At 45.4% G+C, this 21,196-nt stretch carries 21 protein-coding genes and 1 tRNA gene; 8 read left to right on the top strand and 14 right to left on the bottom strand.

The window, feature by feature from the left end; genetic code table 11:
• Positions 1-44 precede the first annotated feature (44 nt).
• Entirely contained in the window at positions 45-2,186 is a 2,142-nt protein-coding gene (locus DQX04_RS04970; RefSeq protein ID WP_111914758.1) for a TonB-dependent receptor domain-containing protein, read from the bottom strand.
• Between the two features lie 434 nt (positions 2,187-2,620).
• Here DQX04_RS04970 and DQX04_RS04965 point away from each other — a divergent pair, with 434 nt between their 5' ends.
• The gene (locus DQX04_RS04965; protein WP_111914757.1) at positions 2,621-2,830 is read left to right on the top strand and encodes a cold-shock protein; all 210 of its coding nucleotides are present in this window, start codon (positions 2,621-2,623) and stop codon (positions 2,828-2,830) included.
• A gap of 147 nt (positions 2,831-2,977) precedes the next feature.
• Here DQX04_RS04965 and DQX04_RS04960 read toward each other — a convergent pair.
• The 5 genes from DQX04_RS04960 to mutY form a co-directional block, all read right to left on the bottom strand.
• Positions 2,978-3,053, bottom strand: a tRNA-Phe gene (locus DQX04_RS04960).
• A gap of 61 nt (positions 3,054-3,114) precedes the next feature.
• Complete coding sequence (locus DQX04_RS04955) at positions 3,115-4,368, bottom strand: glutamate-5-semialdehyde dehydrogenase (RefSeq protein WP_111914756.1); 1,254 nt, start codon at positions 4,366-4,368, stop codon at positions 3,115-3,117.
• Positions 4,365-5,483 (bottom strand): glutamate 5-kinase, encoded by a 1,119-nt coding sequence (gene proB / locus DQX04_RS04950; RefSeq protein WP_111914755.1) that lies wholly within the window; start codon positions 5,481-5,483, stop codon positions 4,365-4,367. The genes DQX04_RS04955 and proB overlap by 4 nt, the downstream gene beginning before the upstream one ends.
• 160 nt (positions 5,484-5,643) lie before the next feature.
• Complete coding sequence (locus tag DQX04_RS04945) at positions 5,644-5,922, bottom strand: oxidative damage protection protein (RefSeq protein ID WP_111914754.1); 279 nt, start codon at positions 5,920-5,922, stop codon at positions 5,644-5,646.
• A gap of 117 nt (positions 5,923-6,039) precedes the next feature.
• A complete protein-coding gene (mutY, locus tag DQX04_RS04940) occupies positions 6,040-7,059 on the bottom strand; it encodes an A/G-specific adenine glycosylase (protein ID WP_111914753.1) in 1,020 nt (339 codons plus the stop codon).
• 64 nt (positions 7,060-7,123) lie between these two features.
• Here mutY and trmB point away from each other — a divergent pair, with 64 nt between their 5' ends.
• Positions 7,124-7,840, top strand: a complete 717-nt coding sequence (trmB, locus tag DQX04_RS04935) for a tRNA (guanosine(46)-N7)-methyltransferase TrmB (RefSeq protein ID WP_111914752.1) — start codon at positions 7,124-7,126, stop codon at positions 7,838-7,840.
• Here trmB and hemW read toward each other — a convergent pair.
• Positions 7,837-8,988, bottom strand: a complete 1,152-nt coding sequence (gene hemW, locus DQX04_RS04930) for a radical SAM family heme chaperone HemW (RefSeq protein WP_111914751.1) — start codon at positions 8,986-8,988, stop codon at positions 7,837-7,839. The genes trmB and hemW overlap by 4 nt on opposite strands.
• Positions 8,985-9,599, bottom strand: coding sequence for an RdgB/HAM1 family non-canonical purine NTP pyrophosphatase (gene rdgB / locus DQX04_RS04925; RefSeq protein ID WP_243618883.1), 615 nt, complete (start codon positions 9,597-9,599; stop codon positions 8,985-8,987). The genes hemW and rdgB overlap by 4 nt, the downstream gene beginning before the upstream one ends.
• A 125-nt stretch (positions 9,600-9,724) precedes the next feature.
• On the opposite strand from rdgB, the gene DQX04_RS04920 reads away from it, so the two are divergent.
• On the top strand, positions 9,725-11,452 hold the full coding sequence (locus tag DQX04_RS04920) for a potassium/proton antiporter (protein ID WP_111914750.1): 1,728 nt from the start codon (positions 9,725-9,727) through the stop codon (positions 11,450-11,452).
• A gap of 7 nt (positions 11,453-11,459) precedes the next feature.
• Here DQX04_RS04920 and DQX04_RS04915 read toward each other — a convergent pair whose 3' ends face one another.
• The 4 genes from DQX04_RS04915 to DQX04_RS04900 form a co-directional block, all read right to left on the bottom strand.
• Complete coding sequence (locus tag DQX04_RS04915; RefSeq protein WP_111914749.1) at positions 11,460-11,924, bottom strand: DUF4426 domain-containing protein; 465 nt, start codon at positions 11,922-11,924, stop codon at positions 11,460-11,462.
• Positions 11,925-11,933: 9 nt separating this feature from the next.
• Positions 11,934-12,458: a YggT family protein gene (locus tag DQX04_RS04910; RefSeq protein ID WP_111914748.1), complete on the bottom strand. Its 525-nt coding sequence runs from the start codon at positions 12,456-12,458 to the stop codon at positions 11,934-11,936.
• A 10-nt stretch (positions 12,459-12,468) separates the two neighbouring features.
• A complete protein-coding gene (proC, locus tag DQX04_RS04905) occupies positions 12,469-13,299 on the bottom strand; it encodes a pyrroline-5-carboxylate reductase (protein WP_111914747.1) in 831 nt (276 codons plus the stop codon).
• Between the two features lie 72 nt (positions 13,300-13,371).
• Positions 13,372-14,061, bottom strand: a complete 690-nt coding sequence (locus DQX04_RS04900) for a YggS family pyridoxal phosphate-dependent enzyme (RefSeq protein WP_111914862.1) — start codon at positions 14,059-14,061, stop codon at positions 13,372-13,374.
• A 33-nt stretch (positions 14,062-14,094) separates the two neighbouring features.
• Between DQX04_RS04900 and DQX04_RS04895 the strand changes: the two genes are divergently transcribed.
• Together DQX04_RS04895 and tsaD are read left to right on the top strand one after the other, a co-directional pair.
• On the top strand, positions 14,095-15,126 hold the full coding sequence (locus DQX04_RS04895) for a type IV pilus twitching motility protein PilT (protein WP_111914746.1): 1,032 nt from the start codon (positions 14,095-14,097) through the stop codon (positions 15,124-15,126).
• Between the two features lie 68 nt (positions 15,127-15,194).
• Positions 15,195-16,235, top strand: a complete 1,041-nt coding sequence (tsaD, locus tag DQX04_RS04890) for a tRNA (adenosine(37)-N6)-threonylcarbamoyltransferase complex transferase subunit TsaD (RefSeq protein WP_111914745.1) — start codon at positions 15,195-15,197, stop codon at positions 16,233-16,235.
• Positions 16,236-16,237: 2 nt separating this feature from the next.
• On the opposite strand, the gene plsY is transcribed toward tsaD, so the two are convergent.
• On the bottom strand, positions 16,238-16,822 hold the full coding sequence (gene plsY / locus DQX04_RS04885) for a glycerol-3-phosphate 1-O-acyltransferase PlsY (RefSeq protein ID WP_111914744.1): 585 nt from the start codon (positions 16,820-16,822) through the stop codon (positions 16,238-16,240).
• Between the two features lie 83 nt (positions 16,823-16,905).
• Between plsY and folB the strand changes: the two genes are divergently transcribed.
• Both folB and folK read left to right on the top strand, forming a co-directional pair.
• Positions 16,906-17,265 (top strand): dihydroneopterin aldolase, encoded by a 360-nt coding sequence (gene folB, locus DQX04_RS04880; RefSeq protein WP_207916183.1) that lies wholly within the window; start codon positions 16,906-16,908, stop codon positions 17,263-17,265.
• The gene (folK, locus tag DQX04_RS04875; protein ID WP_111914742.1) at positions 17,262-17,792 is read left to right on the top strand and encodes a 2-amino-4-hydroxy-6-hydroxymethyldihydropteridine diphosphokinase; all 531 of its coding nucleotides are present in this window, start codon (positions 17,262-17,264) and stop codon (positions 17,790-17,792) included. Before folB ends, folK begins: the two co-directional genes overlap by 4 nt.
• Here the strand turns inward: folK and DQX04_RS04870 are convergent.
• Positions 17,763-18,881, bottom strand: coding sequence for a hypothetical protein (locus tag DQX04_RS04870; RefSeq protein WP_111914741.1), 1,119 nt, complete (start codon positions 18,879-18,881; stop codon positions 17,763-17,765). The genes folK and DQX04_RS04870 overlap by 30 nt on opposite strands.
• A gap of 112 nt (positions 18,882-18,993) precedes the next feature.
• On the opposite strand from DQX04_RS04870, the gene DQX04_RS04865 reads away from it, so the two are divergent.
• Positions 18,994-21,120, top strand: a complete 2,127-nt coding sequence (locus tag DQX04_RS04865) for an AAA family ATPase (RefSeq protein WP_111914740.1) — start codon at positions 18,994-18,996, stop codon at positions 21,118-21,120.
• The last annotated feature ends 76 nt before the right edge of the window (positions 21,121-21,196 follow it).

Raw genomic sequence — 21,196 nt, 5'->3', positions numbered from 1 at the left:
GTCAGGTGATTTAATCACCTGACCGCTTTTCGTTTTAGCACTTATTAGAAATTATATTGCAGACCAAACATCGCTGTTTGTGGTTTGTTTGGACGTGCACCATGCGGTGAACGAGCGATAATGACTTGTTCGTCAAATACGTTTTCAAGTTTGAAGTAAACGGTCATGTCGCGTGACAGCTCGTAACGGCTTACTAAGTCTGCTGTTACTAAAGACTCTGTGCGCGCGCTCGGGTCGTTGTTGCGGTTGCAACCTACCGAGACACACATTTCGTCGATATACTTCACCACAACGTAGTTCAACCAACCTTTGTTGTTATCGAAGGTTACACGTAGCGACAATGTATTTTCTGGAACATCGTTAAGTACGTCGCCGTCCATAAGACCTGTTACTGCATTGTTTTCACTGATCTCGGCTTGCGTGTACGTGTAGCTGAGGTCAACAGGAATTAAGTAGTCGCCTGCTGCAAACGTATTGCTAACTTGTAACTCCAAACCAGAAACAACAGACTCACCTAACACATAAGTACCCGACTCGGCTCCGTTGTCACAAGGATTTGCAATCGAGCAAAGTTGCGTGGTGTCACTGAAGTCGCTATAGAAACCGATAGCTTCAACGAACCAAGCGTCTTGTCTGTAACGTACACCAGCTTCATAGTTTAAGCTTGTTTCCGGCTCTTGGTTAGCGGTTGCACCACCACCTAGAGGAGAGAACCCTTTATGAGCTCCTGCTAGCACCTGCCAGTTGTCATTTACGTCATAAGTAAATGAAGCTCCAGGCAACCACAAGTCAGAACTGTTTGAACGGAAGCTTGGCGTGTCCGTGCGCTCTGGAGTTGCAAACTGTCGGCGCGAAGAATCAACGTCTTCGTAACGAAGCGCAAGGTTAAGGTTCAAATCTTCAGAAACTTGCCACTGATCAGTAATCCAAAAACTTAAGGCTTCTGCGCGTTCAATACGGTTGTCGCCGCCGGTTGGCTGAATAAATGAATCGAACACTAAGCTGCCGTTGATTTGGTCATAAACCTCTTTCAATTGGTAGCGGTTCATGTCGTCTTCATGACTGCGCATGCCCACTTCAATTGCATGGTCGGCAAGAGCTATTTCAGAGTGAAGTTCAATACCTTGTGAACCGTAAGCACGGTTACCATGCGTGTAGGTAATGTCTTCAAGATCAACCGCGCCGTCAAGAATAGCCTGAGCGTTTGCGTCACCTTGGTTAGCAGCTGAAACTAAACCATTTACAACACCGGCTTTAAACCAGTCTCTGTGAAAATTGTTGCTATAAACAGTCGCGCCCAGCGTAATCATGTCCGAAAGCTGATAGTCGTAATGAATGTTAATGCTGTCGTGGTGGTTGGTCATTTGGTCAATGCTCGACAAACCATAGCGACGATTAGGATTCTCTGCGAAGTCGGCGTCCGTTAACCCAGCATAAGTCTCATTCGATGTTTCTTCAGAATATTGCAGCTTTACAAGTAAACTTTGACGGTCGCCAGTCCAAAGGAACTTAGCAACGTAGTCTTCAATTGCGAAACCACTGTCGCGGTTAGAGCGATCAATTTCTTTAAAGCCTTGGCTGTCTCGCTGAGAAGTCTCAAGTAGGTAGCCAAAAGTGCCGTTGTAGTCGCCAACAAAAGCATGAGTTTCGTGTGTACCAAAGTCACCAAACTGAGTAAGAACTTGACCACCAAAAGATTCAGGGATTGGTGTTGTAACTAAGTTGAGCACACCGCCTGTAGTTTGCGGCCCATAGCGTAGCATTGGAGCGCCTTTTAGAATTTCAATAGAGTTCATGCGAAAAGCGGTAGGGAAGTAGTACGCCGCAGGGTTAGAGTAAGGAGCTGGCGCCATCATTACGCCGTCTTCAAGTAATGTAACCTTACTTACACGCCCAGCAGTTGCAGCCCGAACGCCAATGTTAGGACGCAAGCCAAAACCGTCTTCTTCACGAATATAAAGACCTGGTACCGTTTTTAATACTTGGTGAATGTCGGTAACCGTTTCTACTTCCATCTGTTCTTCGTCGATAACAGCGCTCGAACCAGCTACGGTTCGTGCATCTTCTTGACTACCGATAATCTGAATACGTTCTACAACTGAATTGTCATTATCGTCGTCAGTCTCTGCTAAAGCTGGCGCCGAAAGAACAGCTAAAACTGCTGCGGAAAGCGTGCTCAAACGCATGATATACCCCATTTAGTTCATTTAAGTTAATGCGAAAAAGAATATTAGTAAGAATCATTTTTATTTAAGTGTGAGAAAGGTACATTAATTAAGAATTATTCGCAATAGGATTTTATGTGTTAAGTGAGACAACTTTAGAATCTTGATATAGCCATTTTACGCGTGTTGTCCAAGGCTCTTGGTAAAATCCATAAAGCTATATTTAATATTTATGAGGTTTTTTAATTTTATAAGTTGACTTTATATTCAAATAGCGTAGATTAGTGGCGTTGGATAGAAACAGTTAGTTTAAAAATTACTACGTAGCATTTTAGTCTTCAAGGCAACAATACCTCCGTCCTGTAAGTTTTAAGTATCATTTTTTACCCCTCAATTATCGTCACTGAGAATGCCTCATTGACGTACTTTTATATTTTAAATTTCAGGAAGTTATTATGTCTAATACAGTAAACGGTGTTGTTAAGTGGTTTAATGAATCGAAAGGTTTTGGTTTCATCGAACAAGAAGGTGGAGCAGACGTATTTGCACACTTTAGTGCGATTGTTAGCGAAGGCTTTAAAACATTGACGGAAGGCCAACGCGTATCTTTCTCAATCACTCAAGGCCCTAAAGGTCCTCAAGCTGAGAATATCCAAGCGATTTAATGCGTCTTGACTAGCTTTTCAACGAGCTAAATTTTAGAAAGCAGCCTTAGGGCTGCTTTTTTTGTGTTTAGTGGTTCTCATCCGTCTTCTGGAAAACCATAAAAAATGGGGTCAGAGCACTTAGTGCTCTGACCCCATTTTTGAATATGGTGCCCGGAGGCGGAATCGAACCACCGACACGAGGATTTTCAATCCTCTGCTCTACCGACTGAGCTATCCGGGCTTATTTTACAGCGGGCGGTATTAAACGGTTTTTAACGCCTGCTGTCAAGACACATAGCCAATTATTCTCTAATTTGACCAGTTCCTGTTACCACAAATTTCTCAGTGGTTAGCGATTGCAGTCCCATAGGCCCATAAGCGTGTAGTTTACTGGTTGAGATACCAATTTCTGCACCTAGCCCCAATTGACCACCGTCAGAGAAACGTGAAGAGGTGTTCCACATGGTTACCGCTGAATCTACCTGGGCAATGAAACGCTTCGCCGTTTTTTCGTTCTCTGTGCAGATCACGTCTGTATGACCACTCGAGAACTTCTCGATGTGTTCAATAGCATGGTCGTAATCTTTCACGGTACGAATCGCAATTTCTAATGCTAAGTATTCTTCGCCGAAGTCTTCGTCGGCAATCAGTTCAGCACCTTCAAAGTGCGGCAAAGACTTGCTGCACGCGTGAATTTTCACGTTTTTCTCGGCCAGTGCTTTTGCCGCCATAGGCAAGAACTTGTCAGCAACCTCAGAATGAACTAGCAAGCCTTCTAGGGCATTACACACGCCTGTACGCTGTGTTTTACCGTTAAGAAGAAGCGCTAGAGCTTTGTCTAAGTCTGCGTCTTTGTCTACATACAGGTGGCATACACCTTTGTAGTGTTGAATAACCGGAATCTTACTGTTGTCACTTACGTAGTGAATTAGACCTTCACCGCCGCGTGGAATAACTAGGTCGATGTACTCACTTTGGCGAAGTAAATCGGCCATAAGTTCGCGGTCTGGTGTAGGTACTACGGTAAGTACGTCTTTGTCGATACCTGAAGCTTCTAATGCGTCGTGCATTGCTTCGGCAATAACTTTACTGGTACCGATAGCTTCACGGCCACAGCGAAGAATAACTGCATTCCCTGATTTAAAGCACAGTGCGCCTGCGTCTGCAGTTACGTTCGGACGTGCTTCGTAAATCATGCAAATAACACCGAGTGGAATACGCATTTTGTCTACGCGCATGCCGTTGGGACGTTCTTCTAGCAAGTAAGACTCACCGACAGGATCAGGTAATTCGATGATTTCTTCGATTGCAGACGCCATGTCGTTTACGCGGCCGGCATCTAAAGCTAGACGGTCCATCATGGCGTCGTCTAAGCCTTTTTCTTTACCTGCAGCTAGGTCTTGCTCGTTTGCAGCAAGAATAGCGTCGGTATGTTTTCTAATGGTGTCTGCCATTTTTTGCAACGCTGCATTTTTTTCAGCAGTTGAAAGAGTGGCAATTGTGCGCGCCGCTTTAGCAGCGCGTTTTGAAATTTCAGTAGCTAGTTCTTGACTCATAATTTACCCCATAACATCAAATCGTCGCGGTGAATGACTTCGCTGATTGGGCTATACCCATATGTTTCAGCGATTTTACTGCCGGTCTGTCCTTTCAGGTGAAGGAGTTCATGGGAACTGTACCGACAAATTCCCTTAGCGATCGTTTCGGTGTTTTCTGCATTGCGAACCAATACTGCATCGCCGCGATCAAAGTTACCCTGAATGTCGACGATACCCGACGTAAGTAAAGACGCACCTTCTTTTCTAATGGCTTCCACAGTACGGGAATTAACCATTAGTTCACCTTGTGCAATCAAGGTGTGGCGAAGCCAGTGCTTCTTATTACTAAGCGGGTTTTCTTTGGCACGGAATAGCGTACCTGGGTTCTCGTTGCGTAGTAGAACTTCAAACTTAGTTCCTTTACGGCCATTGAGAATATAAGTGTCTATACCGTGCGCTGTTGCCTTTTCTGCAGCCTCAACCTTAGTTCTCATACCACCTGTGCCAACTGCGCTCGCTGAGCCGCCCGCAAGGTCGTAAATGCTTTGGTTAATGGTTTCAACTTCAGGCATCAACGTAGCATCGCTATGTTTATTTGGGTCTTTGTCGTAAAGACCATCGATATCGGAACAAATAAAGAGAGCGTCTGCGTCTACCACGGTTGCAACCATGGCAGCTAAGTTATCGTTGTCGCCGACCTTCAAGTCGTCGGTCGCTAATGCGTCGTTTTCGTTCGCAATAGGCATAATTCCTTGCTCTAGCAGGGTATTAACACTGTTGCGAATACTAATGTAACGCTCGCGATCGCGAAGGTCGTCGTGAGTCATGAGAACTTGGGCGCTTGGGAAATCGAAAAAGCGCGACCAACTTTCCATAACTTGAGTTTGTCCTACCGCAGCCATTGCCTTTTTCAGTACAACGGGGATAGGTTTGTTTTCGTCGAATTTGAAGTGGTGCCTTCCGGCGGCTACTGAGCCCGATGAAACTAGTACAATTTCTTGACCACGTTCACGGCATTCGTTGATAAAGCGTGCAATTGCTAGCAAATATTTTGAACTGCAGCCATTACCATCTGGCGCGATGAGAGCACTGCCGACTTTTATGACTGCTCTTCGCCAGGTAGGTATCTTCATGAAAAACTCCCTGTGAATCTCGAAAGAGCCGAAAGTTTAGCACAACTGAGGCCGTCCAACCATGAGCCCAAGGCCTCTGTTATTCATTTATGCACTTTATTTTTGCATAAAGATGCATATTTATGCATAAAGGAACATAAAAATATTTCTGCTAATATATTTAACTGTCTTTTGCAGGCGGTGTGTAGCCCTCAATTTCGATATCTTTACCTTCGAACAAAAATCCGACCATTTCTTTTTCTAAGTACGCGCGGGTTTCCGGGTCCATCAGGTTCAGCCGCTTCTCATTGATAAGCATGGTCTGCTTTTGCTGCCATTGAGTCCACGCTTCCTGAGATATGTTGTCAAAAATCTTCTTGCCAAGTTCTCCTGGATACAGCTGAAAAGCCATAGCTGGTGCTTCTTTTTTCAAATATTGGCAATAAACCGTTCTGCTCATGGATAAACCTTATGTTGTAAATTCAGTGTGTTTCAAAATAAATATTCAGTATTTAATTTCTATTCGCTATGTTTATAGGTGGTATTTAGTCTATTTATGCTTGGTTTTAGTCTTTGTTCAGCTCTTCAAGACGCTCATTATAGCTTGAAAATGCTTCTTCAAAGGCGCAGGTATTCCAAGTTGTTCGACATGCTCTTCTTTAAAACCTTTTCTAGTCGCTTCTTGCACTTCGTGGCTATTAGTTTCCGGTATGCTTCCATACCAAACTTTACCTTTCATTTTAAAGTGGGTGAAAGTGTGTTCGAATTCAAATTTACATTCTAATTCTTGTGGCGCACGTTCTAACTGCGGAAGCATCCATAATGAAGACCAAATGCCTGTGGGAGGACGCTTCTCTAGAACTAATTGGTCCTGCTCTAGCTGACAAACAAAATGATATTCGCGAACGGGCGCAGTTTTCTTAGGCTTCTTCGTTGGAAGTTCGAGCTCACGGCCGGTTAACCGAGCTTCGCAATCAGAGCTAAAGGGGCAGTTTGTACACTGTGGGTTCTTCGGTTTACAAACTTCTGCGCCAATGTCTAATAACCCTTGAGCAAATACTCTGTTGTTTTCTGTGGGAGTGAGCCGCTCAGAGATGTCCCATAGCTGTTTATCTACTTTGCTTTGCGTGGGTACACCCTCAATTGCAAACAGCCTTGTAAATAAACGGCGAACGTTACCGTCTACGATCGGGCCCCATTGGTTAAACGCGAAAGAGCGAATGGCTCCCGCCGTGTAACGTCCCACCCCTGGAATGCTCTGTATATCTTCTAGCTCTCTTGGAAACTCACCGTTTAGTTCTTCAGCAATATATTGGGCTGCTTTTTTTAAATTTCTAGCGCGACGGTAGTAACCCAGCCCTTGCCAGTGGGCCATTACTTGCTCTTCGGACGCATCTGCCAAAGCCTGAATGGTAGGGAATGACTCCATCCAACGGTTAAAGTATGGGATCACCGTTTTTACTTGGGTTTGCTGCAACATGATTTCGCTTACCAGAACACGATAAGGACTGGCTGGCACTTGCCAGGGTAAATCATGACGCCCATGTTGTTGTTGATACGCAATTACTTTCTGTTGGAACTGATCTTCGGTGATCATCTGCTTGTTTTTTGTCTCTAAGATTGGATAATTAGCGGCCCACAGTGTAACAGGTCTAGAAGCGATGACAGAACAGCAAAATGACAATCAACAAAGCAAAGAAACTTACATGCGTAGAATTCGTAGCTTTGTGAAAAGAGAAGGTCGTTTAACCAAGGGGCAAGCTGTCGCGCTTGAGAATTATTGGCCGAAGTGGGGTATTGAAGAACCCGCAGAAGGTACTATAGACCTTAGCGCATTATTCCGCCGCGAAGCTCCGGTAGTTTTGGAAATTGGCTTTGGTATGGGGCATTCGCTTGTACAAATGGCAGCGGCGGACCCTGAACGTAATTACATTGGCATCGAAGTCCATCGTCCTGGAGTAGGGGCGTGCCTTATGGAAGCTGGTGCGCAGGGCGTTGAAAATTTGCGAGTGGCTGAATTTGACGCTGTTGAGGTGCTTGAAAAATGGCTAGACGACCATTCACTCGAGCGTGTTCAAATCTTTTTCCCTGATCCGTGGCATAAGAAGCGTCACCACAAGCGTCGCTTAATTCGCACGGAATTCGTTGAACTGTTGCATAAAAAGATGAAGCCTAACGGCATATTACATATCGCGACCGACTGGGAGAATTATGCAGAGCATATTCTTGAAGTATTAAACCCGTTGTCGCAGTTTGAAAATACTTCGCCAGACAATACGTTCATTCCTCGCCCGGAAGAACGCCCGCTGACTAAATTTGAAAAGCGCGGTCAGAAACTAGGGCACGGCGTTTGGGACATGAAGTTCCGCGCTATCTAATTTTCGGGTAGCAAGTCTGCAAGAACTTTATTCAGATGGAGGCGGCCAAGTTCACTTGGTTGCCAACCTTCTGCACTCTCAACAATCAAACCCTGCGCAATGGAGTTCTCTAATAGCTTCTGAGCAACGTCCGTTTTCAACCCTGTGCGGTTATCAAATTCTTGTTTCGGGGCTTCTGCCATTAGGCGAAAGCGGTTCATGAAATATTCAAACGCCAAATCTTGGATTTCCACTTCCCAACTTTTGTAGAGAAAGGAGCGAGTTAAGTCCATATAACCGCGTGGGTGCTTCACCTTTTCGGTACGAAGAATGCTTTGTGTTTCTAGGTTGGTGATTTTTCCATGAGCACCGCAGCCAATGCCGATGTAGTCTCCGAATTCCCAATAATTCCGATTATGGCGCGACTGATGGTGCGGCTTGCTATATGCGCTCACTTCATATTGCACATACCCTGCTGCTGTTAATTTTTCGTGCCCTTGTTGGTAAATATCCCAAAGCGCGTCGTCATTAGGTAGTGTTGGAGGCTTGCTGGCAAACAGCGTATTGGGCTCGATAGTCAGTTGGTACCACGAGATATGCGGTGGATCTAGCTCAATAATGCGTGTTAGATCGTCTAGCGCTTCCTCTGCTGTTTGGTTAGGCAAGCCATGCATAAGGTCTAAATTAAAGCTTTTCAAACCAATTTGACCAGCATGCTTAGCCGCTTCTATAGCTTGAGTAGGGTTATGAATACGCCCAAGCTTTTGTAAATGATGTTGTTGTAGACTTTGTACTCCAACAGAAAGCCTATTTACCCCAGCTTTGTTAAATCCGCTAAACCGCTTTTGTTCAAAAGTGCCTGGGTTTGCTTCCAGCGTAATCTCTATATCAGCTGCAAACGGTATAATGCTAGCTACGCCTTGCAGCAACCTTTCAATCCCTTCAGCGCTGAATAAGCTGGGTGTGCCACCACCAATAAATATGCTAACGATTTCACGACCTTGGGCGAAATGTTGATCTGCGCGCAAGTCGTCCAATAAACAATTAATATAATTTGCTTCTGGAATGACTTCTGGCTGCGCATGAGAATTAAAGTCGCAGTAAGGACACTTCTGCACACACCAGGGAATGTGAATATATAAACTAAGCGGCGGAAGGGTAGTTATCATGCTGTTGATTTAAACCCTTCGATAAGTTTGCGAAGCGCTATACCTCGGTGACTTATTGCTTGTTTTTGTTCTCTACTAAGCTGAGCAGCAGTGCATTGGTGCGAGGCAATATAAAAAACAGGGTCGTAACCAAAACCTTCTGAGCCAGACTGTTCCTGTGTAATGGTTCCTTGCCAGACCCCATGTGCAATCAATGGAGTCGGATCGTTAGTATGCTCTACATAAACCAAGACACAGTGAAACGCCGCAGTGCGATCTTCGGCCGGAATATCGATCATGTCGGCTAAGAGCTTGTCGATATTTTTCTGGTCAGTGGCACCTTCACCGGAGTATCGAGCAGAGTATATGCCTGGACCACCATTCAGTGCGTCTACGGCTAAGCCACTGTCGTCGGCAAGTGCGGGTAACTTGGTAATCGCGCTAGCGTGGCGCGCTTTAATAATAGCGTTTTCGACAAAAGTAAGGCCTGTTTCGGCAACGTCACCCACGTTGAATTCATTTTGAGCGTGAACACTGATGTTCAATGGCTCAAGTAAAGACTTCAACTCTTTGAGTTTGCCTTGGTTGCCCGAAGCTAGAACGAGTTTTTCAGGGGCATTACGAATCATCATGAAAGAACTTCCTGCGGCATTTTGAAAAGTGAACGGCTTACATTTGCGATGCATATTATAACGCACTTGTCTGGGTGTGATATGATGGATTTAGTTAGCGATTAAAATTTAAGGAAATCAAGCACGTGGACGCCGTTAATCTAACCATATTAATTGCAGGTGGCTTACTTTTTGTAAGTATTGTTGCCACGCAGGTTAGTGTTCGGTCTGGTGCGCCCCTGCTCTTGGTGTTCTTGGTGTTAGGGATGCTTGCCGGTGAGGACGGTATTCTAGGCTTGTCGTTTAATAACCCAGACATCGCGCTTCTTATTGGTTCTGTTGCCTTAGTTATTATTCTTTTCGACGGTGGTTTACGAACCCATCCCGAGCGATTTCGAGTCGCTCTAGCACCTGCGGCAGCACTGGCGTCAGTGGGTGTGGTGATCACTTGCCTAATTACTGGATTAACCGCAGCTTGGCTGTTTAATGTTGGCTGGGTTGAAGGTTTGCTACTAGGCGCTATTTTAAGTTCCACCGATGCAGCTGCCGTGTTTTCTATTTTCCAAACCCAGGGCTTAAAGATTAAAGATCGGGTGGCTTCTACGCTGGAAATTGAATCAGGTAGTAATGACCCAATGGCTGTAATGTTAACGGTTGTGCTCGTGGGCGTTCTGGCTAACTCGGAACAAAAGCTTGATGCCAGTGTAATATTCACGTTTGTTCAGCAAGCTATTGTGGGGGCTGCTGTAGGGTATATCGGCGGCCGTGTATTCGTGAAAATCTGCAAAGCGTTAAAGCTACACGTAGCATTCTTCCCACTACTTGCGGTGGGTGGCAGTATTCTGGTTTACGGGTTAACCGCACAGCTTGGCGGTAGTGGTTTCTTAGCGGTTTATCTAATGGGTTATTTAGTGGGTAACGCTCGCTTGCCACAAGTCATTAATATTTTGCGTGTTCACGATGGCCTCGCGTGGTTGAGCCAAATTGTCATGTTCTTAATGCTTGGCTTGTTAATGACACCTTCGAAACTTATTGATATTGCATTACCTGCACTGTCATTGGCGGCTATCCTTATCTTTGTGGCAAGACCCATTGCCGTATTTGTAAGCTTATTACCCTTTAAGTTTCCTTGGCGCGACCGCTTCTTCATAAGCTGGGTGGGACTGCGCGGTGCGGTGCCTATCGTATTAGCTCTATTCCCATGGATAGCGGGCTTAGAAAACCAAGAGCGTTATTTCGAAATCGCATTTTTCGTTGTTTTGGTGTCCTTAATGCTACAAGGCTGGACGATAACCCCATTTGCTCGAAAGCTCGGGCTTGAAGTTCCACCTGATCCGGCACCAAATGTCCGTTTTCCAGTCGACCAAATTGCCAGTGACGATATGTTGGAGCTGGCCGCGTTTCATATCGACGAAGACACGCCTGCCTGTGACCATCACTGGAATGAAATAAGTATTGCAGAGCCTGTTGAATTTGCGGGACTCATTCGAAATGGTGAGTGGTTACGTGCCATGTCGAATCCAGTGCTGTCCGCCGGAGACACCTTGCTGGTATTAGCGCGAACTAAAGATATCGGGAAAATTAGTGACGTGTTAGCGGCTAACGGTAGTGGCGAGCGCTTAACTAAGAAAACATTCTTTGGTGACTTTGTGCTAAATGCCGATATCACGTTGCAAGATCTGGCGGGTTTCTATGTTTGGCCCGAGGGCTTGGAGATTCCTGAAGACACCATAGCTCAACTATTTGAGCAAAAGTTCCGCCGCCGTGTGGTGGTGGGAGACCACATTGTTTTGGGAAATCTAATTTTTACTGCGCGTGAAGTGGAAGCCGACGGCACGATTATTAAAGTAGGTATGAAGTCGGTCGGCGTGTAACGCTAAACTAATTTATGCTGTGGTAAAACTGGTCGTTAAAGCGAAGCTCTTGTGAGCTATTCTCTGTTTCAATATCTATAAAAAAGCGTAAGTTCTCGTCATCGTCGTGACCAAAGTCTGCGATAAAGTAAATCGCTTCCCCTTCTTGCACACGAGTAAAGTTTAACGTTCTACGTTGCCCTAATACATTTAAAAACGAGCCGGTAACTTCGGCGTCAACTGCGGGTTTACCAGCTACCGTTGCGTCTAATACCGCTATGTTAAGTAAGCTTCTAGCGCTACTTCTGCGAATATTATATTGAGCTGCAATACTTGGCTCTAGGAATGTGGTGGCGACAGTATTGAAATGAACTTCCCAACCGCCAAGGCGCTGAAAACGAGCGCCTTGTTCTTGCGCTAAAGTTGGTTTAGCACTGAGAAAAAGGACAGCGGCTAGCGCTAATAAATAAGTGCTGAATTTTGGGAAGTTCATTTTTGCCTCTTATTGCAACGCAATTCTAAAGAATTGAATAGCGACGATCAGTATAAGTACCGACAGGTCTAGTCCGCCCATCGGGGGTAATACGCGGCGTATCGGCCTAAGCATCGGCTCGGTAAGTTCCATTAACACATATTCTAATGGATTAGAGCCATTCGAGAACCAGCTCATAATCGCGCGAACAATAAGTATCCAGAACATCAGAGAAAGCACTTGAAGCAATAGCTGCTGTAGTGAAAACAAAACTAAGTCGAGCGCTGGTGCAGAAACACCGCGTATTTGCATGATGACGAAGTAGTGCAACACGGTGAAGCCTACAGTTAGAAGTATGCCTGCGATGTCTATCTTCCCCGCGTTAGGTATTACCTTTCGAAGGGGCTGTACTACAGGGTTTGTTACTTTTCTAATCATTTCTGCAACAGGTGAAAAATAATTTGCCTGCACAAGTTGCATCCACACGCGCAAAATAAGGGCTGCGGTGTAAAGACTGAATGCAGTAGAAATGAGGAATTCAAAAGCATTATTCATAGGTTTACCCTTAAAACAATTTAGCCATTTCTTGGTTACGAGCAACTGCTGCTCGAACTGCCTTTTCGGAAATACCGTTCAAGTCATTGTCTTGGTATGCCTCGACACCTTTTGCGGTAGAGCCACCTTTACTGGTGACTTGTTTACGTAACTCTACTAAGCTCAACTCGCTTTCAGAAGCCATTTCAGCGGCTCCTAAACAAGTTTGTTGTACCATTGCACGGGCGGTTTCTTCGTCAAAACCAAGCTTCTGTGCAGCAGCTTGCAAGCCGTGCATAAATTCGAAGAAATAAGCTGGACCACTGCCTGCTACCGCACCGAGTACGTCTATACTGGCTTCTTCCTCAAGCCAAATGGTAATGCCAACATAACCAAATACAGTATCAATAAACGCTTTGTCGTCTTCGGTTACGCGAGAGTCGGCAACCAAGCCAGAAACGCCTTTCCCCACTAAAGATGGGGTGTTAGGCATAATGCGGATAACCTTGATGTCGTCACCAAGATAGGTGTAATACTTTTCAATAGGAATACCAGCGGCAACGGTAGTAACTAGTTTACCGTCGAAACCTTTTGCATTTGCTTTAAGGTCAGCACAAACGTCTTTCATCATTTGTGGCTTTACCGACATTACAATTACGTCACAAGCATCAACGAGTTCGTTGTTGTCTTGCGTGGTTTGAATACCGAAGTCTTTTTCCAAGTCATCTAATTTTGGGCGGCTGCGGTTACTTGCCCAAATGTTGCTGGCAGGAAAGCCTCCTTTAATCATTCCACCAATAATGCTGCGTGGCATGTTTCCTGCTCCAATAAAACCAATTGTGCGCTGCTGTTGCGTCGCCATGTTTTAATCCTTATTCGTTCTTTGTGAATGTGTAACTTAACTGGGCCTTAAAGCCTTTTATCAATAATCTAACTAAGAGTTACGCGCGCCAAAAATATCGGTGCCGACGCGTACCATGGTAGAGCCATGTAAAATTGCGGCTTCTAAGTCCGAGCTCATTCCTACAGACAGTGTATCAACTTGAGGAAAATGTTGCTTAAGTTCCTCGAACAGTTTGTGCAAGGAACTCAGCGTTCGCTCTTGCTCTTGTTCTGAAGGATTTGCTTTCGGAATCGCCATTAAACCTCTTAAATTCAAGCTCTTGAATTCGCGCATGTCGTTTGCGAACTGCAGAACGTCCTCTGCTTTCACTCCTGACTTAGAGCTCTCGTCGTCAATATTTACTTGAATCAGCACTTGTAATGGCTCACTTTCCGGCGGGCGTTGTTCGTTTAGTCGCCGTGCAATTTTTAGCCTGTCTATACTTTGAACCCAGTCGAATGACTCTGCCACAATGCGTGTTTTGTTGGACTGCAAAGGGCCAATAAAGTGCCACTCAATGTCATTTAAAGCGGACAATTGCGCAACTTTATCCGCACCTTCTTGCACGTAATTTTCACCAAAAGCACGCTGCTGGCTTTCATAAGCAGCTTCAATGTCTGATGCAGGCTTGGTTTTACTCACCGCAAGCAAACGAATGTCGCTCGGATTACGCTGGGCATTTTGCGCGGCTTGATTAATTCGCGCTCGAACTTTCTCTAAATGTTCTGCTATGGTTGCTATATTCGACATCTTTTCAAAGCTCTAGAGACTTTTATGAACTTACAGGAATTACTCGGTCAATGTGTTCGTGACGGTGCGTCTGACCTTCATATCTCTGCAGGTACACCTGCAAGTGTCCGTATTGACGGAGACATACGTAAGATTACCACAGACGTTTTATCGCAGCGAGATGTGCTAGATATGGTGCATAGCATTATGTCTGAAGAGCAACGTGAGTCGTTTAAAGACAATTTGGAGGCGGACTTCTCCTTTGAAATTGAGAACGTTGCTCGTTTTCGTGTAAACGCTTTTATGCAAAGGCATGGTGTTGCAGCAGTGTTCCGTACCATCCCGAGCGAGGTGTTAACGTTAGAGCAACTCAATGCGCCAGAGATTCTGAAGCGCATTGCAGACTATCCGCGTGGTTTGGTGTTAGTGACTGGACCAACGGGTTCAGGGAAGTCGACGACATTAGCGGCAATGGTGGATCATATTAATGAAACTTACCCGCACCATATTCTTACTATTGAAGACCCCATAGAGTTCGTTCATGAAAGTAAGCAAAGCTTAATTAACCAAAGAGAAGTACACCGCGACACAAAAAGCTTCAACAGCGCGTTGCGAGCGGCTCTTCGTGAAGACCCGGATGTAATTTTGGTCGGTGAACTACGTGATTTAGAAACCATTCGCTTGGCGTTAACCGCGGCTGAAACCGGGCACTTGGTTTTTGGCACGCTGCACACAACTTCTGCGCCGAAAACCATAGACCGCATTGTTGACGTTTTCCCGGGTGAAGAAAAGGCGATGGTGCGTTCGATGTTGTCAGAATCATTACGCGCTGTTATTTCGCAGTTGCTCGTTAAGAAAGAGGGCGGTGGGCGCGTTGCGGCACATGAAATAATGTTGGCAACACCAGCCATTAAAAATTTAATTCGCGAAGACAAAATTGCACAAATGTATTCCGCTATTCAAACCGGCGCCTCGTTAGGCATGCAAACCATGGAACAAGCATTAAACAAGCTTCTCGACTCGGGAACTGTTTCTACCAAAGCTACGCGTTCATTGATGGAGCAGGTAGGGCGCTAAAAGTGTCGTGAAGCGGCGTGAAAAAAGCGGTAAACTAGCGCCGTTTTTAAGTGGTATGAGAGAAGCCGATGCGAGTTCTGGGTATTGAAACGTCTTGTGACGAGACAGGAATAGCAATTTACGACACCGAAAAAGGTTTGTTGGCACACGAGCTATACAGCCAAGTGAAGTTGCATGCCGACTACGGCGGTGTAGTGCCCGAACTTGCCTCTCGTGATCATGTAAGAAAGGCATTACCGCTAATTCAACGCGCATTGACTGCCGCGAACCTAACCTCTGAAGATATTGACGGAGTGGCCTACACGTCAGGCCCTGGCTTAATCGGTGCTTTGTTAGTGGGTGCTTGCATAGGTCGAAGCATTGCGTTTGGTTGGAATGTTCCTGCTGTGGGTGTACACCACATGGAAGGTCATTTGCTGGCGCCCATGTTAGAAGACAAGCAACCAGAGTTTCCATTTGTAGCGCTATTAGTTTCCGGTGGCCACAGCCAATTAGTTTCGGTGAAAGGTGTAGGTGAATACGAATTATTGGGAGAGTCGGTCGACGACGCTGCCGGAGAGGCTTTCGACAAAACAGCCAAGCTTTTAGGTTTAGATTACCCAGGCGGTCCTCGACTGGCTGCTTTAGCAGAACAAGGTAAGCCTGGCGTTTATCAGTTTCCGAGGCCTATGACCGACAACCCAGGGCTTCAGTTTTCGTTTAGTGGATTAAAAACAGCAGCAGCCACCGCAATTCAAAAGGCTCAGCAGCAACATGGTGAGCTTACCGAACAAGTGAAAGCAGACATTGCTTATGCGTTCCAAGAGGCTGTAGTCGATACGCTTATTATTAAATGTCGAAGAGCTTTAAAACAAACGGGTATGAAGCGTCTTGTGGTAGCTGGCGGTGTAAGTGCCAATACCAAATTGCGAGAAGCATTGTCGGAAACCATGACAAAACTTAAAGGTGAAGTGTTCTATCCACGAAACGAGTTTTGCACCGACAACGGTGCCATGATTGCTTACGCTGGTGCATACCGTTTACATGCAGGGGAGCAGTCGGGGTTGTCTGTTAAAGTTCGTCCGCGTTGGCCGTTAGTAGAACTGAACAAGCCGCAAGCTTCTATGTGAGTCTAACGAAAGCCGGTTTCTTCACCTTTCCAGAGGCGAATAATGTTGGTGCGATGGCGCCAAATAATGAGGGCCGTAAGCATAATAGCTGGAATGGTGTACTGTGGCTTAACTAGAAATGCGTATAGCGGAGCCAACGAGACCGTTATTAGAGCCGCAAGAGAGCTTACTCGGCTTACAGCGAAAATAATAATCCATGTGGCAATAAGCATGAGCGCCATTTCTGTAGCGATGGGGAACATTGCGCCAAGGGCTGTAGCAACTGCTTTTCCGCCTCTGAAATGGAAGAATATTGGATAGATATGCCCAAAACATGCGGCGATCGCAACAACGCCTAAAACGATCGGTGGTAAGCCCATATAGTATGCAAACCATACAGGAAGCATACCTTTCATAACGTCCATCAGTAGCGTTAGAAGTGCAGGAAGAGCTCCGCCAATACGATATACATTGGTTGCACCAGGATTGCCTGAACCGCGTAAACGAGGGTCGTCCAGTTGGAATATTTTACAGATCAGTACTGCACTACTTATAGAGCCAAGTAGGTAGGCACTAAGGATCATTATAAGGCTAAACGCTGGTGTCATGTGTTTGGTGCTTTAATTAGTTTTCGGTAGCATAAAGGCATTTGCACTTGAATGCTATCCGACCAGAAGAATGAGAGGTTATTTTGGATATTGTTTCTGTGAAAGGACTGAAGGTAAGTACCACCATTGGTATCTTAGATTGGGAGAAAGAGATTCTTCAGCCTTTAGTGATCGACCTCGACATGTACCACTCCTGCCAAGAAGCTGCTGTCACAGGAAACATATACGACGCGCTAGACTACGCTGCGGTGAGTGAAAGTGTACGAACTCTTCTACAGGGCAGTGCGTGGGGCCTAATTGAAACGGTTGCCGAAGACGTGGCGAAGCATATTATGGAACGTTTCAACGTACGCGGTATGACGATTTGCGTGAAAAAACCAACAGCTGTGGCTGAAGCTGAGTACGTAAGTGTAACAATTACGCGTGGAGTTGTTAGCGCATGATTCCTGTTTTTCTTGGCTTAGGTTCAAATATAAACCGAGAACACAATATTAAAGCCGCTATACAGCTATTAGAGAAGGAGTTCTCCGAGCTTCGCGCTTCGAAAGTTTATGAGAACGAAGCCATTGGTTTTGAAGGCCCTCCATTTTTTAATCTTGTTGTAGCCGTAGAAACCGACAAACCGTTACTAGACGTTCAGAAATTGTGTAAAGACATTGAAGTACAGCTGGGACGAGAAGAAAAAGCGCCGCGTTTTAGTTCTAAAACGCTCGATATAGATATATTGCTTTATGGCAAAGAAATAACAGCAGCAAAGCCAGGCATTCCTAAACTGCCACGCACCGAAATTACCGAACAAGCGTATGTATTGAAGCCTTTATCTGAGCTCGCGCCTTATTTGCAGCACCCAGAAACGCAAGTAACCTTTCTTGATATATGGAAGGCATACAACGCAAAGGAACAGCCAAACACTATTTTACGTGAATTCTCGTTACAAGAATTAATTGAAGTTGGGAAAGTAGCTGGCTAACTTACTTAGGCGTTGCTGGTATACGTATTCGCCTATTTGTGGGCCTTTCAGTCTTTGCTGTAACGCATCAGCAACATCTATTTTGGCAATTTGGGGAATAGCTTCAAAGACGCTTGCTATTAGCGAACTATGCTTCGGTTCTATGCGTTTAAACGCGATTTCCAATAATGTTAAGCGTTCAGGCTGACGCCAGGCATCTATACGCTGAAAAAAGTCTAACAATTGCTCTGGAGTTAAATTGCTGTCGTTGAAGAAGTCTTTATGCTGCACTATCACTTGCGCGAACTGCTCGGTGGTTTTGGGCAGAGGTAGCTTTTGCAAAGTTACTGTTTTCGAACTGGCGGCCCATCCTGTGTACCAAAGTGCAAATTGTAGGTCGATGCGATGTTTTTCCGACAGAGTTTGAAGCGTACCATCCTGTCCCTCAGATAAATATTGATAAGCGGTTTCTGTGTCGGCAGCTTTTTCAAAAGCACGGGTTAATGCACCGCAACGCGATAAGATTTGAAAGAAAACAGCAGGGTGTGGTGTACACAGGGCTTTTCTCATTTCCATCCAAACGCGCTCAGGGGTTAGAGCTTCAATTTCACCACGTTCGACAATTTGCTGCATAAGCTGCATGGTTTCTTCTGCAACTTGAAAGCCTAAGTGGTGAAAGCGAGCGGCAAAACGAGCCACCCTCAGCACTCGCAAAGGGTCTTCAACAAACGCCGGGCTGACATGGCGCAATAGTTTTGCTTCAAGGTCTTGTTGGCCATGGTAGGGGTCAATCAAGTTACCATCGCTATCTTGCGCCAACGCATTAATGGTTAGGTCTCTGCGAAGCAGATCTTCTTCTAGTGTAACGCTGGGTTCGGCAAAGCATTCAAACCCGGTATATCCACTACCAGACTTCCGCTCAGTTCGAGCCAAAGCATATTCTTCGTGAGTCTCTGGGTGTAAAAACACAGGAAAGTCTTTGCCAACTTGGCTATACCCAAGAGACAACATTTCATCGGCTGTGGCACCTACAACAACATAGTCTTTTTCTTTAACAGCAAGTCCAAGAAGTTTGTCGCGTACAGCTCCACCAACGAGATATATTTCCATTGACGTGTTTTCCTGTCAGAATCGTGGCAACATCTTTACTTTTCAGTCACTAAAAAGCAAATACTAGCGTGTTTTGAACTAGGTTTTCCGAATATTGCTAGAGGGCGGAGCCATGTACTTAGACTATTTTGGACTTTCAAAACTACCATTCTCAATCGCTCCGGATCCTAGTTTCCTATTTCTAAGCCCCAGACACCGAGAAGCTTTAACGCACATGCGCCATGGTCTCACTGGAAGTGGCGGGTTTCTTTTACTTACAGGTGAAGTAGGCCTGGGAAAAACCACAATTTCACGTGCCGTTTTTGCAGAGTTAGAAGAGCAGCTTCAGATAAATTCTATTTTGAACCCTCGACTGGGTGAGCTCGAAATGCTCATGGCCATTGCCGAAGGGTTCAACATTCCGCTCGATAATGACCCGAAATCAGTGAAGTCGATTACCGACGCGATAGCTAACTTTTTACAAGAATCTGCGCATAATGGGAAACATCCTGTTGTGGTGATAGATGAAGCTCAGCATTTGCTTCCCACTGTACTAGAACAACTTCGCTTACTCACAAACTTAGAAACTGATTCACGTAAACTTCTCTCGGTAGTGCTTATTGGGCAACCCGAGTTAAAAGAGTTACTGCAGCGTCCAGATTTAAGGCAAGTGGCGCAAAGAGTTGTTGCTCGCTATCAACTCATGCCGTTTTCCGAACGTGAAGTGAATGCTTACATTGATCATCGACTTTCTACTGTTGGTGGATCCCCTGCTTTATTTACCAAGTCTGCACGGCACCGTATTTTTAAACTTACCCAAGGTACGCCTCGTCTTATTAATTTACTGTGTGACAGAGCATTGCAAGTAGCGTGTGGCAAGAGCAAAGGGCAGGTCGATAAGAAGTGTATTGAGGAAGCAACGGATGTACTGCCCTCGGAGTTAGCGTCTAGCCACAGTTTGGGGTGGCCAGTGCTTACTGTGATTTTAACAGTAGCGTTGGTATTTACCCTAAGTTTTGTTTACTGGGCTTTTAGCCAAGAAGAAAAAGAAGCAGACGTTGTCATAGAGCCGCAAGTGCAAAGCAATGAACTACGTGTGATGGGCGCTGATTTAAATAACGCTTTGCAAGGCTTGTTGCAGGTTTGGCAGTTAGAAGATGAAGTGGTGGGCGCAAACCTTTGTGAGTCTTTGGTCAGTGTTTATGTTTATTGTCTACAAGCAGAATTAACTCTCGCGGAAATCAAGGCTTTAGACTATCCCGTTATCGCAAAAACTCAGGGTGAGCAAAACTACGTACTTATCGTTCGTGCCGAAGGCCAAAACTGGCGCATCGTCGACGAGGAAGGTGAGAAAACAGTGCCTCAAGCGCAGTTACAAAGCTTGTTTACGGGCGAAGTGCTTGCCTTTTATCACGTACCCGACTTGAACGCTAACAATGATGACTGGCGCAGTTGGGTTGAACAGTCGTCGGCTAGTCTAATACCCTTTTCAATACAAAGCGCAAGCATTGAAGTGAAGCGCGAATGGCTACAAACAAGATTAATTCAAAAAACCGATGATGATTCGTGGCTATTAGCACTTATGAGCAGTAAGTCTTCTGATATAGCTAGACCAAGTCTTAACCGTGATTTGGTATTTGCACCTACAGCCCTTTTACTCCAAGACAGCTCAACGGGCTCAGAAGACAGTCAAGCTAGAGTATTATTTCCAAGTAGTGAACTGGGTCTTCGCGACATAGTTATTCCTGAGCAACAGTTAAATTGGCCTGAAGCTGTTAGCGTGGCTCAACCTTCAACAGAAAGAGAGATAGGTGAAAGTGAGCAAGGGCGCAGAGTGACTGCTGAACAAGTCGATGAAGTGGCTAGCGAAGATATTTCTGAAGCGCTACAACTACTTTTTGAAGACGCGGTAAGAAGTACTCCTCCGGTAGAGAGCGACTACAGAGAAGTGGCTGAAGAACAGACCGAGCGCGCGGTTGAGCCCGAGACTAGGTTAGTTAACCAAGACGCGGATACATTACCTAACTTAAACCAAGTCCCAACCTCTATTCGCTCTAGCATGCCCCAAATGAGTTACGACGCTCACGTTTATCACAGCTTTGCTCGAGAGAGGTTTATCGAACTGAACCAGCAAAGAATGAGAGAAGGTGATGCCATGAATGGTATCCGCGTGGTGTCTATCCAGCCCAGCTATTCCATTGTCGAGTTCAATGGCTTGATGTTTCGTCTAGAAGCCCTAGAAAATATCAACCTTCGCTAGATGAGCTATATTTCCCCTTGCTAAGGGCAAAAAGCTTTGCGATGATGTCGCTAAATTAAACGCCTGTTTGAAAACT

Source organism: Aliidiomarina sp. B3213, from assembly GCF_003290085.1.
Taxonomy (GTDB): Bacteria; Pseudomonadota; Gammaproteobacteria; order Enterobacterales; family Alteromonadaceae; genus Aliidiomarina.
This window is presented reverse-complemented; position numbering and strand designations above follow the sequence as displayed.

What these genes read in the sequence shown, in the direction of transcription:
- DQX04_RS04970 (WP_111914758.1), bottom strand. Translation starts at nt 2,186, where the DNA reads ATGCGTTTGAGCACGCTTTCCGCAGCAGTTTTAGCTGTTCTTTCGGCG.
- DQX04_RS04965 (WP_111914757.1), top strand. Translation starts at nt 2,621, where the DNA reads ATGTCTAATACAGTAAACGGTGTTGTTAAGTGGTTTAATGAATCGAAA.
- DQX04_RS04955 (WP_111914756.1), bottom strand. Translation starts at nt 4,368, where the DNA reads ATGAGTCAAGAACTAGCTACTGAAATTTCAAAACGCGCTGCTAAAGCG.
- proB (WP_111914755.1), bottom strand. Translation starts at nt 5,483, where the DNA reads ATGAAGATACCTACCTGGCGAAGAGCAGTCATAAAAGTCGGCAGTGCT.
- DQX04_RS04945 (WP_111914754.1), bottom strand. Translation starts at nt 5,922, where the DNA reads ATGAGCAGAACGGTTTATTGCCAATATTTGAAAAAAGAAGCACCAGCT.
- mutY (WP_111914753.1), bottom strand. Translation starts at nt 7,059, where the DNA reads ATGATCACCGAAGATCAGTTCCAACAGAAAGTAATTGCGTATCAACAA.
- trmB (WP_111914752.1), top strand. Translation starts at nt 7,124, where the DNA reads ATGACAGAACAGCAAAATGACAATCAACAAAGCAAAGAAACTTACATG.
- hemW (WP_111914751.1), bottom strand. Translation starts at nt 8,988, where the DNA reads ATGATAACTACCCTTCCGCCGCTTAGTTTATATATTCACATTCCCTGG.
- rdgB (WP_243618883.1), bottom strand. Translation starts at nt 9,599, where the DNA reads ATGATGATTCGTAATGCCCCTGAAAAACTCGTTCTAGCTTCGGGCAAC.
- DQX04_RS04915 (WP_111914749.1), bottom strand. Translation starts at nt 11,924, where the DNA reads ATGAACTTCCCAAAATTCAGCACTTATTTATTAGCGCTAGCCGCTGTC.
- DQX04_RS04910 (WP_111914748.1), bottom strand. Translation starts at nt 12,458, where the DNA reads ATGAATAATGCTTTTGAATTCCTCATTTCTACTGCATTCAGTCTTTAC.
- proC (WP_111914747.1), bottom strand. Translation starts at nt 13,299, where the DNA reads ATGGCGACGCAACAGCAGCGCACAATTGGTTTTATTGGAGCAGGAAAC.
- DQX04_RS04895 (WP_111914746.1), top strand. Translation starts at nt 14,095, where the DNA reads ATGAACTTACAGGAATTACTCGGTCAATGTGTTCGTGACGGTGCGTCT.
- tsaD (WP_111914745.1), top strand. Translation starts at nt 15,195, where the DNA reads ATGCGAGTTCTGGGTATTGAAACGTCTTGTGACGAGACAGGAATAGCA.
- plsY (WP_111914744.1), bottom strand. Translation starts at nt 16,822, where the DNA reads ATGACACCAGCGTTTAGCCTTATAATGATCCTTAGTGCCTACCTACTT.
- folK (WP_111914742.1), top strand. Translation starts at nt 17,262, where the DNA reads ATGATTCCTGTTTTTCTTGGCTTAGGTTCAAATATAAACCGAGAACAC.
- DQX04_RS04870 (WP_111914741.1), bottom strand. Translation starts at nt 18,881, where the DNA reads ATGGAAATATATCTCGTTGGTGGAGCTGTACGCGACAAACTTCTTGGA.
- DQX04_RS04865 (WP_111914740.1), top strand. Translation starts at nt 18,994, where the DNA reads ATGTACTTAGACTATTTTGGACTTTCAAAACTACCATTCTCAATCGCT.